The sequence below is a fragment of the Sphingomonas sp. PP-CC-3A-396 genome, assembly GCF_004343105.1.
Classification (GTDB): domain Bacteria; phylum Pseudomonadota; class Alphaproteobacteria; order Sphingomonadales; family Sphingomonadaceae; genus Sphingomonas.
In genome coordinates this window covers 512,095-525,299 of sequence record NZ_SLYF01000002.1, presented here as the reverse complement: position 1 = coordinate 525,299, position 13,205 = coordinate 512,095, and the positions used below count along the sequence as shown (strand labels likewise).

At 65.1% G+C, this 13,205-nt stretch carries 13 protein-coding genes; 7 read left to right on the top strand and 6 right to left on the bottom strand.

Translation table 11 applies throughout. The features are described 5' to 3' along the window. Nucleotides 1-27: 27 nt before the first annotated feature. The 6 genes from C8J40_RS06145 to lptG all read left to right on the top strand — a co-directional run bounded on the left by C8J40_RS06145 (nucleotide 28) and on the right by lptG (nucleotide 7,163). The gene (locus C8J40_RS06145; protein ID WP_132896218.1) at nucleotides 28-927 is read left to right on the top strand and encodes an NAD(P)-dependent oxidoreductase; all 900 of its coding nucleotides are present in this window, start codon (nucleotides 28-30) and stop codon (nucleotides 925-927) included. A 58-nt stretch (nucleotides 928-985) separates the two neighbouring features. Then, a complete protein-coding gene (locus tag C8J40_RS06140) occupies nucleotides 986-1,231 on the top strand; it encodes an acyl carrier protein (protein ID WP_132896217.1) in 246 nt (81 codons plus the stop codon). A 124-nt stretch (nucleotides 1,232-1,355) separates the two neighbouring features. Then, nucleotides 1,356-2,618 carry an aminotransferase class I/II-fold pyridoxal phosphate-dependent enzyme gene (locus tag C8J40_RS06135; RefSeq protein ID WP_132896216.1) on the top strand — a complete coding sequence of 421 codons (1,263 nt, stop codon included), beginning with the start codon at nucleotides 1,356-1,358 and terminating at the stop codon, nucleotides 2,616-2,618. Between the two features lie 203 nt (nucleotides 2,619-2,821). Further along, nucleotides 2,822-4,774 (top strand): ATP-binding protein, encoded by a 1,953-nt coding sequence (locus C8J40_RS06130; RefSeq protein WP_132896286.1) that lies wholly within the window; start codon nucleotides 2,822-2,824, stop codon nucleotides 4,772-4,774. Between the two features lie 89 nt (nucleotides 4,775-4,863). Then, the gene (lptF, locus tag C8J40_RS06125; protein WP_207894149.1) at nucleotides 4,864-6,069 is read left to right on the top strand and encodes an LPS export ABC transporter permease LptF; all 1,206 of its coding nucleotides are present in this window, start codon (nucleotides 4,864-4,866) and stop codon (nucleotides 6,067-6,069) included. Continuing rightward, complete coding sequence (lptG, locus tag C8J40_RS06120; RefSeq protein ID WP_132896215.1) at nucleotides 6,066-7,163, top strand: LPS export ABC transporter permease LptG; 1,098 nt, start codon at nucleotides 6,066-6,068, stop codon at nucleotides 7,161-7,163. The genes lptF and lptG overlap by 4 nt, the downstream gene beginning before the upstream one ends. Before the next feature lie 136 nt (nucleotides 7,164-7,299). On the opposite strand, the gene C8J40_RS06115 is transcribed toward lptG, so the two are convergent. Next, on the bottom strand, nucleotides 7,300-8,388 hold the full coding sequence (locus tag C8J40_RS06115; RefSeq protein WP_132896214.1) for a fatty acid desaturase: 1,089 nt from the start codon (nucleotides 8,386-8,388) through the stop codon (nucleotides 7,300-7,302). Nucleotides 8,389-8,561: 173 nt separating this feature from the next. On the opposite strand from C8J40_RS06115, the gene C8J40_RS06110 reads away from it, so the two are divergent. After that, the gene (locus tag C8J40_RS06110) at nucleotides 8,562-9,713 is read left to right on the top strand and encodes a GNAT family N-acetyltransferase (protein ID WP_132896213.1); all 1,152 of its coding nucleotides are present in this window, start codon (nucleotides 8,562-8,564) and stop codon (nucleotides 9,711-9,713) included. A gap of 48 nt (nucleotides 9,714-9,761) precedes the next feature. Here the strand turns inward: C8J40_RS06110 and C8J40_RS06105 are convergent, their stop codons facing one another. The 5 genes from C8J40_RS06105 to C8J40_RS06085 all read right to left on the bottom strand — a co-directional run bounded on the left by C8J40_RS06105 (nucleotide 9,762) and on the right by C8J40_RS06085 (nucleotide 13,068). After that, complete coding sequence (locus C8J40_RS06105; RefSeq protein ID WP_132896212.1) at nucleotides 9,762-10,088, bottom strand: hypothetical protein; 327 nt, start codon at nucleotides 10,086-10,088, stop codon at nucleotides 9,762-9,764. Further along, nucleotides 10,089-10,898 (bottom strand): transporter, encoded by an 810-nt coding sequence (locus C8J40_RS06100; RefSeq protein ID WP_347812457.1) that lies wholly within the window; start codon nucleotides 10,896-10,898, stop codon nucleotides 10,089-10,091. After that, on the bottom strand, nucleotides 10,880-11,650 hold the full coding sequence (gene xth / locus C8J40_RS06095; protein ID WP_132896210.1) for an exodeoxyribonuclease III: 771 nt from the start codon (nucleotides 11,648-11,650) through the stop codon (nucleotides 10,880-10,882). The genes C8J40_RS06100 and xth overlap by 19 nt, the downstream gene beginning before the upstream one ends. 6 nt (nucleotides 11,651-11,656) lie before the next feature. Continuing rightward, nucleotides 11,657-11,995: an iron-sulfur cluster insertion protein ErpA gene (gene erpA / locus C8J40_RS06090; RefSeq protein ID WP_132896209.1), complete on the bottom strand. Its 339-nt coding sequence runs from the start codon at nucleotides 11,993-11,995 to the stop codon at nucleotides 11,657-11,659. A 293-nt stretch (nucleotides 11,996-12,288) separates the two neighbouring features. After that, nucleotides 12,289-13,068, bottom strand: coding sequence for a M23 family metallopeptidase (locus tag C8J40_RS06085; RefSeq protein ID WP_243693227.1), 780 nt, complete (start codon nucleotides 13,066-13,068; stop codon nucleotides 12,289-12,291). Nucleotides 13,069-13,205: the final 137 nt, after the last annotated feature.

Here is a 13,205-nt window from a genome sequence, read left to right as displayed (position 1 = left end):
ACAAGCTTCTGTCTGGGGAATGGGCTCATGATTCTCGCCATCACGGGCGGCACCGGGTTCGTCGGCAGCCACCTGATCGACCACGCGCTGGAGACCGGGCACACCGTCCGTGCGCTCGCGCGGAAGCCGCAGGCCAAGCGCATCGGCGTGACCTGGATCGAAGGCGCACTCGATCGCCCCAAGAGCCTCGCGACCTTGGTCGAAGGCGCGGACGTGGTGATCCACGTCGCCGGTGTCGTCAACGCGGCCAATCGGGCGGGCTTTGCCGAGGGTAACGTCGCCGGAACCGAAGGCATCCTTCAGGCGACGCGAGCGGCCGGCAGTCGCCGCTTCGTCCACGTCTCCTCGCTCGCCGCACGCGAGCCGACGCTGTCGAACTACGGCTGGTCGAAGGCCGAGGCGGAGACGCGCGTCCAGACATCGGGGTTGGACTGGACCATCGTCCGTCCACCCGCGATCTTTGGTCCGCGCGATCATGATATTCTCGATCTCTTCAAGGCGGCACGGTCGGGGTATCTGCCGATGCCCCCGGCAGGCACGCGCGTCTCGCTCCTATATGTCGAGGACCTGACCACGCTGTTGCTCACGCTCGCCGAGAGTGCTGACGCGCCGTCTATCATGGAGCCCGACGACGGGGTGCCGAACGGCTGGGACAACCGCGACTTCGCACGCGCGATCGGCGTGGCCGTGGGCAAGCCGGTCAAGGTGTTCTCGACACCCCGCGCACTCCTGAAGGTCGCGTCCGCCGCCGACCGGCTCGTCCGTCGCAGCAAGGCCAAGCTCACGCGCGACCGGGTCAGCTATTTCTGCCACCCCGACTGGGTCTCGCACAAGCCGCCGCCGGCCGCGCTGTGGACGCCGTCCGTCCCGACCCCGCAGGCACTCGCGCAAACCGCGGCGTGGTATCGCGCCGCCGGGCTGCTATAGCGCCGAAAAGCCGCCGCAATTCCCTGTCAGGGATCGCTGCGACACCGAAGGGATTATCATGAGCGACCGCCAGCAGATCTACGACACCGTCACCGCGCAGATCGAGCCGTTCAACAAGAAGAACGCCCCGCTCACCGATGCGACGACGTTCCAGGGCGACCTGGAATGGGACAGCCTGACCGTCATGGATTTCGTCGCCGCGATCGAGGACGAGTTCGACATCATCATCACGATGAACATGCAGGCCGAGATCGAGACGGTCGGCCAGCTGGTCGACGCGGTCGCGAAGTTGAAGACCGCCTAACACTACCCTCCCCGTTCGCCCTGAGCGAAGTCGAAGGGTGGCCCCGTGAGGCGAGGCTTCGACTTCGCTCAGCCCGAACGGGGTGGGGGGAAAGACGACACATTCCAACCTCATGGAATCCGATATGACCGAAGCCGCCACCACCGCCCACGCCCTCCCCGCCGACGCTCCAGAGGTCGCCCCCGAACGCGACCTGATGTCGAAATTCGACGCGCTTATCGCCGAACGCGAGGCGCTGATCGCTAGTGGCGTGCGCAATCCGTTCGCGATCGTCATGGACGAGGTGAAGGGCCCAACCCAGGCGGTGATCCGCGGCAAGGACACGATCCTGCTCGGCACCTACAATTACATGGGCATGACGTTCGATCCCGACGTCATCCAGGCGGGCAAGGATGCGCTCGACGCGTTCGGCTCGGGCACCAACGGCAGCCGAATGCTCAACGGCACGTTCCACGATCATATCGACGTAGAACAGGCGCTCCGCGAATTCTACGACGTGACCGGCGCGATCGTGTTCTCGACCGGGTACATGGCCAATCTCGGGATCATCTCGACGCTCGCCGGCAAGGGCGAATACGTCATCCTCGACGCCGACAGCCACGCATCGATCTACGACGGCTGCAAGCAGGGCAATGCCGAGATCGTCCGCTTCCGACACAACGACGTTACCGATCTCGACAAGCGGCTCGGCCGGCTGCCGAAGGAAGCTGGCAAGCTGGTAGTGCTCGAAGGCGTCTATTCGATGCTCGGCGACATCGCCCCGCTGAAGGAGATGGTCGCAGTCGCCAAGAAGCATGGCGCGATGGTGCTGGTCGACGAGGCGCATTCGATGGGGTTCTTCGGCCCCAATGGGCGCGGCGTGTACGAGGAGATGGGGCTGACCGACGAGGTCGATTTCGTCGTCGGCACCTTCTCGAAGTCGGTCGGCACGGTCGGCGGGTTCGTCGTGTCGAACCATCCCAAGTTCGAGATGGTCCGGTTTGCGTGCCGTCCGTACATCTTCACCGCCTCGCTGCCGCCGTCGGTGGTCGCGACCGCCGCGACCTCGATCCGCAAGCTGATGACGGCGCACGACAAGCGTGCGCAGCTCTGGAAGAATGCGCGCCGGTTGCACGGCGGTCTGAAGGCGATGGGCTTCAAGCTGGGCACGGAGACGTCGGATTCGGCGATCATCGCGGTGATCCTGACCGACCAGGAACAGGCGATCGCGATCTGGCAGTCGCTGCTTGAGGGCGGGCTGTACGTGAACATGGCGCGCCCGCCCGCGACGCCTGCGGGGACGTTCCTGCTGCGCTGCTCGCTGTGTGCGGAGCATACGGACGAGCAGATCACGACGATCCTCGGGATGTTCGAGGCCGCAGGGCGTGCCTTGGGTGTGATCGGCTGATACTTGATCCTCCCCTCTAAGGGGAAGTGGCTGGCTCTTGCCAGACGGAGGGGTGTCGGCCTGTCGATAGCGCGATACCCCTCCGTCAGCCTGCGGCTGCCACCTCCCCTTGCAGGTGAGGATAAAGACAGGTGCGTGATACCATCTGTAGCCGCTCGCGAAATCATTGCGCGGGAGCAACGACGCGTTAGGATGGCCTGGTGATGCGAAGCGAGGTCCAGACCGCGGCCCTGGGGGGCGGAGCGACCTGGCGGGTCATCATGCTGGTCGTGATGGGACTGCTCGGCGCCGCCGTGCTTATCGCGCTGATCGTGACGCTCGGGAATGCCAATCGCCAGCGCGACCGCGCGTTGGAACTGCAAGCTCACAGCTACGACGTGATGATCCTGGCCCGTACGCTGTCGGGCACGATTGCTCAGTCGGAGGCGTCGCTCGGCCGCTACGTGATCAGCGGCGACAAGCAGCTCGGCCAATTGTATTTCGACGAATGGCTGCTGGCCGGTACGCAGATCGATCGTCTCGACCGGATCACCAACGACAATCCCGAGCAGCAACCGCGAGTCGACCGGCTCCGCACGGCCTATGATTCGCGCGGCCGGGAATTGTCGCTGACTGCACTCAACACGAGTTACGGCAAGAACGGGCAAGCGCTCGCGCGCTATTACCAGGCGCGGAAATCGCCGACCCTCGCCGAGATCAACACGACTCTCGACACGCTCATTGCCCGCGAACGCGCGCTGTTGGACGACCGGACTGCAACGGCATTGGGATCGGTCGAGCGCTCCAGCTGGGTCGCGGGGGTACTCGCGGTGTTCGGCGTGCTGATCGTGCTGGGCGCGATCCTGCTGGGCTGGTTCACGATCCGCGCGGTTGGCGATCGCGCGGTCGCGCAGGCCGACGCCGAACTGGAACGCGAGCGTGCCGACGAGCTGACCGCCGCAGTCGCCACCGCCACCGCCGAATTGCGCGTGCAGGAAGCCAAGTTACGCCAGATCCAGAAGATGGAAGCCGTCGGCCAGCTCACCGGCGGGATCGCGCACGACTTCAACAATATGCTAGCGGTGGTGCTGGGCGGCCTGGAGCTTGCCCGGCGCAGCGTCGCCGCCGATCCTTTGGCTGCGCGCCGGCACATCGACAGCGCTACCGAAGGCGCGAACCGAGCCGCCGCATTGACCCGTCGCCTGCTCGCCTTCAGCCGCGAGGATTCGCTGAAGGCCGAGACGATCGACGCCGCCGCGCTGGTCGCCGGGATGTCGGACCTGCTCGATCGCACCCTGGGCGACGCGATCATGATCATCGTCCGTGACGATGCGGCCGGCGGCTGCGTCCGCGCCGACCGCGTCCAGTTGGAGAACGCCGTCCTCAACCTCGCGGTCAACGCGCGCGACGCAATGAACGGACGCGGCATGTTGACGGTCGCGACCGGCACGACAACCCTGGCAGCCGAGCAAGTCGGGCGGTGCGCGGCAGGCGATTATGTGACGATCACGGTCCGCGACGACGGTTGCGGAATGGCACCAGACGTCGCCGAGCGCGTATTCGAACCGTTCTTCACAACCAAGGAAGTCGGCAAGGGCACGGGGCTCGGGCTGAGCCAGATCTTCGCGCTGGTCCAGCAGTTGCACGGCGAAGTCGGCATCGTCTCTGCACCGGGCGAGGGAACGACCGTCACGCTCTATCTCCCCCGCGCCGCCGCTTTGGGCACACTCCCTTTGCCCCCCGTTCCGATGGTAGCGGTGGATCCAATCGCGCCGAGCATGCCGGAGACGCTGCATATCCTGGTGGTCGAGGACGATCCGCGCGTGCTGGCGGCAACGACCGGCGCGCTGGAAGAGATCGGCCATCATCCGATTGGCTGCGACGATCCGCTTGCTGCCCCTGCCCTGCTGGCGGCGAACCCGGCGATCGGGTTGATCATCTCCGACGTGCTGATGCCGCGCCAGACCGGCCCCGAGATGATCGCCGCACTCTCCCCGCTTTATCCGCATATCGCAGTGCTCTTCGTCACTGGCTTTGCCGGCGAGGTGAACGTCGCGCAGTTCGGGGGGCACGAGGTGTTGCGCAAGCCGTTTACACTCAATGGCCTGGAACGCGCGGTCGTCACCGCAATGACGGCAGATCGCCGCGCCGCAGCCGATCGTATCGCCGCGGAATGATCGTTCACTGACGTGTTGCGATTGAGGATGACGCCCCGCCCTGCCGCCCCTATACCCGCGCGACCCAGCATACCGAGCCCAACCCGCGCATGAAATCCATCGACCGCTACATGGCCCGGCTGATCGCGGTGCCGCTGTTCTCAACGCTGCTGATCGCCGTCATGCTGTTCGTGCTCGATCGCATGCTCGGGCTGTTCAATTTCGTCGCGACGCAAGGCGGGCCGATCAGCGTCGTGTGGCGGATGCTCGCCAACCTGCTGCCCGAATATCTGGGGCTTGGCATCCCGATCGGGCTGATGCTGGGCATCCTGCTCGCGTTCCGGCGGCTGTCGACCTCGTCAGAGCTGGACGTGCTACGCGGTGTCGGCATGAGCTACAACCGGCTGCTGCGCGTGCCGTACATGTATACGATCGCGCTGGCGCTGCTGAACCTCGCGATCGTCGGCTATGTCCAGCCGATCGCGCGCTATTATTACGAAGGCCTGCGGTTCGAGCTACGCACGGGTGCGCTCGGCGCATCGATCAAAGTCGGCGAGTTCACCAATCTCGGCCAGCGGATGACGCTGCGGATCGAGGAGAGCAAGGACAAGGGCCGCGAGCTGTCTGGCATTTTCGTCCATGCATCGACTCAGACTGGCGACTGGCTGGGCGTCACCGCGGAGAAGGGCAAGTTCCTGGCGACCGACGATCCCAACGTCATCATCTTCCGCCTCGCCAACGGCACGCTCGTCCACGACAAGCCCGAGTTCAAGACGCCGCGCGTGCTGACCTTCACCAGCCACGACCTGCCGATCAACCTGCCCAAGTTCGAGAGCTTCCGCAGCCGCGGCGGTCGCAATCTCGAATATACGCTGCCCGAACTGGCCAAACAGGGTCAGCGCGGCGCGACGCTGGAGCAACGCGACGGCAGCCGGTCGGAATTCCATTTCCGCCTCGCCGAGGTCGCGACGATGTTCCTGTTGCCGCTGCTCGCGCTGGCGCTCGGGGTGCCGCCCAAGCGATCTTCGTCCGCGCTGGGCGTGTTTCTGTCGATCGTGATGATCGTCACCTATCACAAGGTGAACCAGTATGCCGCAGACGTCGGCGAGCTTGGCCGGATCGACCCGATCATCGCGCTGTGGGTGCCGTTCACGATCTTCGCCGGGCTGATCCTGTGGATGTATTACACCATCGCCTATGTGCCAGGCGGGCAACCGATCGGCGCGCTCGAACGCGTGTTCTCGAAGACGTTCAAGGCAATCACCAAGCGCATTCCGGGCTTCCGGCCCAAGTCGCAGACGAGCAAGACCGCATGAAAACCGTCAGCTTCTTCCCGTCGCGCACGGTCGCGATCTACATGGGGCGGATGTTCCTAGTGCGGACGTTCGCCGTACTCGCGGCGTTGGTGCTGGTGCTCCAGGCGCTCGACCTCCTGAGCGAGTCGGGCGATATCCTTGCCTATCCCGGCAATGGCGACGCGCAGGTCTGGCAATATGTCGCGCTGCGCGTGCCGCAGATCGTGTCGCGGTTCCTGCCCTTCTCGGTGCTGCTGGGCACGATCCTGACGCTGATCACGATGAACCAGAACAGCGAGATTGTCGCGCTCAAGGGCTCGGGGCTGTCCGCGCATCAGGTGCTCGCGCCGTTGTTGGTGGCGAGCCTCGGTGTCGCGGTGATCAGCTTCGCGTTCAACGACCGGGTCGTGGCGCGTTCGACCGCGACGCTGAACCAGTGGCAGAAGGTAAATTACGGCAAGCTGCCGATCGATCGCGGCGACCGCGCCAACGTGTGGGTCCGCGATGGCGACGACTTGATCGAGGTCAATCAGATCCGCGGGCGCGGCGATGCGACACGGCTGGGTGGGATCACGCTGTACGATCGTACCGGTGGCAACCTCGTCGCGATCCTGCGTGCCGATCACGGCAAGCGCGCCGGTGGTGGCTGGCTTGTCGAACCTGCGACGCGGTTCGATGTGGCGCGTGGTACCGTCACCAACCTCGGCTCGATCGTGATCGCGAAGGACGTACGGCCCGATCAGTTCACGCTGGCGAGCGTCGATGCGGATGGGCTGTCGTTCGCCGCGTTGAAGGCGGCGATCGGCGATCTGTCCGATGCAGGACGGCCGACCAAGGCGCTCGAGGGCTCGCTGTGGCACAAGCTGTCGGGGCCACTGTCGTCGGTGCTGATGCCGTTGCTGGGGGCGGTCGCGGCGTTCGGTATCGCGCGCTCGGGCAAGCTGTTCGTGCGCGCGGTGATCGGGATGGGACTAGGGTTTGCGTTCTTCGTCGCAGATAATTTTGCGTTGGCGATGGGCAATCTTGGGGCCTATCCGCCGTTTCTCGCCGCGTGGGCGCCGTTTCTGCTGTTCTTCCTTATCGGGGAAGCAGTGCTGATCCGGTCCGAGGAATAGAGCGGAGGCGGTGTTCTCCCGCGAAGGCGGGAGCCCAGTCTGGACCCCCGCCTCCGCGGGGGAACAAACACTTTCTCCTAGCGCCTAACCATCGTGCTGCGGGCGATCTTGCTCACCAGCCAACAAACACTTTCTCCTAGCGCCTAACCATCGTGCTGCGGGCGATCTTGCTCACCAGCCCCGGCAATCCCGGATAGCTCGCCTTGTGATACGGCGACATCGCATCCAGCTCCGCCGAAATCCGCCGATGTGCCTCACCGAGCGCGTGATATGGCAGTCCCGGCAGCAGGTGATGCAGCGCATGATAGCGCAGACCGACAGGCGCCCACAGCGCGGGCAGCAACGCCGGCGGCGGCACGTTGACCGTGTCGAGATACTGCGCGGTCACCGTCATCGGCTCGCCGTCATTCTCCCACAGATGCGCGACCAACGTACGCACCTGGTTCAGCACCGCGAACGCCGACGCCACGCCGAGGATCGTCAGGAACGCGCGCAACGGCAGCACGCCCGTCACCGTGATCGCGATCAGCGTGATAGCCCACAGGCTCGCTGCGATCTCGAGGCGGTTCCAATAGGCCTTGGCCTCGCCTTCCGGCGCGCGACGGCGGAACTGCGGGTTGATCGCCAGCGCGGAATAGCGCTCGACCACTATCGTCCTCAGCTTCGGCGACAGCAGCGACAACGGCGACAGGATCGCGAACCGGACAATCAGCGCAATTGGCGCCAGTGCGGACACGACGATGAACAGCGGCAACGTCCACGGCTTCATCAGCGCGAGCGGCAGATATTCGGGATCCTCGACCGTGCCATAGCGCGTCTTGGCATGGTGGAGGTTGTGCACGCCCTCATACATGAACGACGGCGTCATCATCGGCACGCCGACCAAGATGTTCCAGCCGAGCCGGAAGTTCGGCACCGACGCATGCTTCATGTGGCTGACTTCGTGGATGAAGCTCAGGCCGCGATACAAGCCGAGCACGGACACTATCGCGGCGATCACCGCGACCGCCGTCGAGTCGCTCGTTGCCGCTACGAACAGCGCGCCATAGCCCAGCACCATCGACGCGATCAGGTCGCCCCAATACACCGCGGGCCGCGGCTTCACGAGGTCGCGCGTCAGGTCGGCGGCGGCACGCAGCATCGCCTTGTCGTCTGCAACGCGAACGACGCCAATCGGCGGAACGGGAGCGGCCTTGCCGCGGGCGAGGCTGAGCGATGTGTCCATGGGCATATCCATTGCTCGAAGATAATGGCTGCAGCGTGGCATTTACAGGTTGTCGGCCCACCCGCCTGCGGAGGAAACGCGATCACCGTGACAGTAGCGGCCGATAACGCATGTACTCGCCTTTGTCGGCATCGCTGGCTAGACACGCTCGACTGCGCTTTCGGGAACGACACATGGCCAATCTTACAATCCGTCCGGTCGAGACGAAGAAGGACCGGAAGATCTTCATCGACCTGCCGTTTCGCCTCTACGCGGACGATCCCAACTGGGTGCCGCCACTGAAGTCCGAGGCGCTGGGGCTGATCACGCCTGAGAAGAATGGCTGGTTCAGCCATGCCAAGGCGCAATTGTTCCTCGCCGAGGAAGACGGCCGCGTGGTCGGGCGGATTTCCGCGCACATCGATACGCTCGCGCTGACGATGCCGCCCGAGCAGGGCTTCGGTCCCGGCGTCGGCCAATGGGGCCTGATGGAGGCCGAGCGGCAGGACATCTTCCAGGCGCTGCTCGCGCGCGCCGAAGCGTGGCTGCGCGAACAGGGCATGACGCGCGCGATGGGGCCGATCAGCATGTCGATCTGGGAGGAGCCGGGCCTGCTGATCGACGGTTACGATCATCCGCCGACGATCATGATGGGCCATGCCAAGCGCGAATATCGCGGCTGGATCGAATGGGCGCAGTATCGCCCGATCAAACAGCTGATGACCTATGAGGTCGACGTCACGAAGCAGTTCCCGCCGATCGTCCAGCGCATCATCAAGTCGGGCGAGAAGAACGCGCGGATCACCGTCCGCAACGTCGACAAGACCAAGTTCGAGGAGGAAGCGGCAATCATCCTCGCGATCCTCAACGATGCCTGGCGCGACAATTGGGGCTTCGTCCCACTCACGCCGCCGGAGATCAAGGACGTCGGCGTGAAGCTGAAGCCGATCGTCTTCAACGACCTGATCCGCATCGCCGAACTGGATGGCAGGCCGGTCGCGTTCATGATCACGCTCCCCGACCTGAACGAGGCGATCAAACCGCTGAACGGCAGCCTGCTCCCGTTCGGCTGGGCCAAGCTGTTGTGGTGGTTGCGCAAACCCAAGGTGCGGACGGTGCGCGTGCCGCTGATGGGGGTGGTGAAGGAGTTGCAGGCGTCGCGGATGGCGAGCCAGCTGGCCTTCATGATGATCGAATATATCCGCCGTGCGTCGGTCGCGAATTATGGTGCGAGCCGGGCCGAGATCGGCTGGATCCTCGACGACAACCAGGGGATGCGGTCGATCGCCGAGACGATCGAGAGCCGGGTGAACAAGGTGTATCAGGTGTACGAGCGGACGCTGTAAGGCGCGACCCCTCACATTCCGTCATCCTGACGAAAGGGGGTGTACGCGCTACTCCCGCTTCCCCCTACCGAACGGCATCTTCAGCGTTACCGCGCCCCCCTGCCCGACCGCACCGGGCAGTTCGGTACGAATCGCGTGGACGTTGCCCTTGCCGCCCCCGGGCAGGCGGAACGACAGCGGATCGAAGGGCGGTGGCTGGACCGGCTGGGGAAGCTTGGCGAGCCGCTGGTCGGTCGGTCGCGCGCAGACGACGATCTCACCGTAGGGATCGGTCTGTACCGGACACGGCATCGTCGCTCGCGCGACGCGCTTGCGCAGTTCCGGCGGAAGCGGCGGCCCGGCTACCGCTTGGAGCAGGAACAGGCCGGCCAACATCTAGAACCGCCGCGATATTCCGGCATACACCCGCGTATCCGGGGTGTCGTCGTTGAGCCCCGCCGCACCGAGGATGTCGAACTGGAGATCGTCGTTCGCCATCCACGCCAGCGACAGCGCGGCGAGCGCCTGCGTCGCATGCTGGTCGGGATCGTTGTCGCGCAACGCCTGCACTTCGCCGGTGAGCGTGAAGTCCTTCGCGACCTTGAACGCCAGGCCGGCGGTCGAGCTGTACGCCAGATGCCGGCCGTTGCCGTCCTGATCGACCGCCGCATCGATCTCCGGTGTCAGATCGAGCGAGACCGTGTCCGACAGTTCGTAGGTCAGCGGCACGAGAAACCCCGCACCCCAGTCGCCTGCACCGATCGAAGACCGTCCGACCGGCAGTGTCACGAACGGCAGCACCGACACCGATACTCCCGAGCCATCCGGATTGAGCAGGTTCGCCTTCATTCCGAGCGACACGTCGCCGACCCCGTTGACCGTATCGACGCCCGTCGAGTCGCGTTTTCGGTCATGCCCGAACGGCGTCCAGCCGATCCGCGCCTCGATCGTATCGCTCACGCCGACGCGGACCAGCGTGTCGCCGAACAGGATGTTGTCCTCGCGCGAACCGGGCTGATCGTCGCGCGTCCAGTCTGCGATCGACGTCTCGACCGAAATCTTGCCCGGCGCGATCGTGCAGGCGGGCGTGTCGAGCCCGGGCCGCTCAGGGCAATATTCGCGGTCCTGCGCGCTGGCGCTGGTCGCATACAGTGCCGCGAACGACAGCAGAGCGACCGATAGCGCCTTCATCGCAACCGGACCCATGTCGGTGCATGATCGCTGGCCTTTTCACGGCCGCGATAGGCCTTGTCGACGCCGGCATCGATCATCCGGTCGGCGGCCAGCGGGCTGAGCAGCAGGTGATCGATGCGGAACCCGGCATCGCGCTGCCACGCGCCGGCCTGGTAATCCCAGAACGTCCAGACGCCGCCCTTGGGGAATTGCGTGCGAAGCGCGTCGGTCCAGCCCTGCGCGACGAGCGCGCGGTAATGCTCGCGGCTTTCGGGCTGCATCAGCGCATCGTCCTGCATCGCGCGGACGGAGAAGATGTCGTCGTCATTGGCGATGACGTTGTAATCGCCTGCGAGGATCGCTGGCTTTTCTTCAGCCAGGATTACGCGTGCGCGGTCGGCGAGGCGGTCCATCCAGCGGAGTTTGTAGTCGAATTTGGGCCCCGGTTGCGGGTTGCCGTTGGGGAGATACAACGCAGCGACGATCAAGCCATCGATTTCCGCTTCGATATAGCGGCTGTGGTCGTCCTCGGGTTCGCCGTCGAGGCCGCGCTGGCGGACCACCGGCGTGCCGCTTTTCGCGAGGATCGCGACGCCGTTCCAGGCCTTCTGGCCGTGCCACACCGCGCCGTAGCCGACCGCTTCGATATCGGCGATCGGGAAAGTGTCGTCGCTCGACTTGAGTTCTTGGAGACAGACGATGTCGGGCTGCGCCTCGACGAGATACTCGATCAGCCGCGGCAACCGCGCCTTGATGCCGTTGACGTTGTACGTGACGATTTTCATGGACCGTCAGACCGAAAAGCTGGAGCCGCAGCCGCAACCCGAGGCGGCGTTGGGGTTCTCGACCTTGAACGCGGCGCCGGCGAGCGACTCGACGTAATCGATGGCGCAGCCGCGGACGAGATCGATGCTGACGCTGTCGACGACGAGTTTCACGCCGTCATGCTCGGCGATTACGTCGTCGGACTCGACCGAGTCGGCGAACCCGAACTTGTACTGGAACCCGGAACAGCCGCCGCCGTCGACCGAAAGTCGCAGGATCGCCGGCTTCCCCTGCTTGACGGCGATCGCCGCGACGCGTGCCGCGGCGGAGGGGGTGAGGATGATGTCTTGAACCAGCGTTGCCATGTCTGGGAGATAGGAGGTTGCGCTATCCGCGGCAACCTTGGGGTTAGCGGGATCTGGGGCTGCACCTCGTCCGTGAAAATGCCGTCTCGCCCTTTGGGGACCGCCCCCTCGCCGCAGGACCGTCGCCGCCTGTGAGACCGTCGCCGCTGCCTCACCCGTCATCCCAGCGAAAGCTGGGATCTCATGCTGATGGTCCGTCCCCGTGGAGGGATATCCCAGCTTTCGCTGGGATGACGGGTGATGCGGGGTGACAGGGGTGTGGCCTACTATTGGCGCCTACGCCTGCGTCGGCATTAGTCCTGTGCGGCGGGGCCGCCCGTCGAAACGGGGATCGCGTTGACCGAGCGGTCCTGTGCGGCGAGCAGGTAATCCGCGGTCGTCAGGAATGGGATCGGGTTGACCGCGTGGCCGTCGATACGGACTTCATAGTGAAGATGCGGGCCGGTCGAGCGGCCGGTCGAGCCCATCAGCGCAATCAGCTGGCCGCGGGTGACGCGGGCGTTGTCGGCGACGAGGATCTTCGAGAGATGACCGTAGCGCGTCGCGATGCCCTTGCCGTGGCTGATCTCGACCATGTTGCCATAGCCGCCCTGGCGACCGGCGTGCGCGATGATGCCGTCGGCGGTGGCGTAGATCGGCGTGCCGACCGGGCCGGGAATGTCGACGCCGGCATGCATCGCCGCGGTGCCGCGGAACGGATCCGAGCGGATCCCGAAATTGCTGGTGAACGAGAGCGAGTGGACCGGCTGCACCGACGGGATCGCGATCACGCCCTGCTGAGTGGCGTCGAGCTTCTTCCATGTCTGGAACAGCGTGCGGAACTGCGCGTCGGCACGGAGATCGGCGGTGGCTTCCTCGGTGTTGGCGGCGATCATCGGACCGCCGGTGGCTGCAATGTGGTGCAGCTTAGCGCCGTTGGTCGACGTGGCGACCTGCGCCTGGGCGGCGACGCCGAAGCCGGATAGCGCGATCATTGCGGCGGCACCGGCAACCCGGCGGAAAACGGATGATGTGGCGGTCACGGACGCGGTCTTGAAGCGCGTCACGATGGCTGCTGCGGTAAATTCGACCATTGGTCCCCGACACAAAAATGCAGGGCCGTTCGCGTGAAAGCGCACGGCACCGAAACTCTGTCCTGACTCGCAGCCCCTCCGCGCCCCAGACACTGCGAGTTAGGCCAAATACGGCCGTTCCGGGCAAGGGCGCGCGG

Coding starts and splice junctions, on each gene's coding strand:
- C8J40_RS06145 (WP_132896218.1), top strand. CDS start 28: ATGATTCTCGCCATCACGGGCGGCACCGGGTTCGTCGGCAGCCACCTG.
- C8J40_RS06140 (WP_132896217.1), top strand. CDS start 986: ATGAGCGACCGCCAGCAGATCTACGACACCGTCACCGCGCAGATCGAG.
- C8J40_RS06135 (WP_132896216.1), top strand. CDS start 1,356: ATGACCGAAGCCGCCACCACCGCCCACGCCCTCCCCGCCGACGCTCCA.
- C8J40_RS06130 (WP_132896286.1), top strand. CDS start 2,822: ATGCGAAGCGAGGTCCAGACCGCGGCCCTGGGGGGCGGAGCGACCTGG.
- lptF (WP_207894149.1), top strand. CDS start 4,864: ATGAAATCCATCGACCGCTACATGGCCCGGCTGATCGCGGTGCCGCTG.
- lptG (WP_132896215.1), top strand. CDS start 6,066: ATGAAAACCGTCAGCTTCTTCCCGTCGCGCACGGTCGCGATCTACATG.
- C8J40_RS06115 (WP_132896214.1), bottom strand. CDS start 8,388: ATGGACACATCGCTCAGCCTCGCCCGCGGCAAGGCCGCTCCCGTTCCG.
- C8J40_RS06110 (WP_132896213.1), top strand. CDS start 8,562: ATGGCCAATCTTACAATCCGTCCGGTCGAGACGAAGAAGGACCGGAAG.
- C8J40_RS06105 (WP_132896212.1), bottom strand. CDS start 10,088: ATGTTGGCCGGCCTGTTCCTGCTCCAAGCGGTAGCCGGGCCGCCGCTT.
- C8J40_RS06100 (WP_347812457.1), bottom strand. CDS start 10,898: ATGGGTCCGGTTGCGATGAAGGCGCTATCGGTCGCTCTGCTGTCGTTC.
- xth (WP_132896210.1), bottom strand. CDS start 11,650: ATGAAAATCGTCACGTACAACGTCAACGGCATCAAGGCGCGGTTGCCG.
- erpA (WP_132896209.1), bottom strand. CDS start 11,995: ATGGCAACGCTGGTTCAAGACATCATCCTCACCCCCTCCGCCGCGGCA.
- C8J40_RS06085 (WP_243693227.1), bottom strand. CDS start 13,068: ATGGTCGAATTTACCGCAGCAGCCATCGTGACGCGCTTCAAGACCGCG.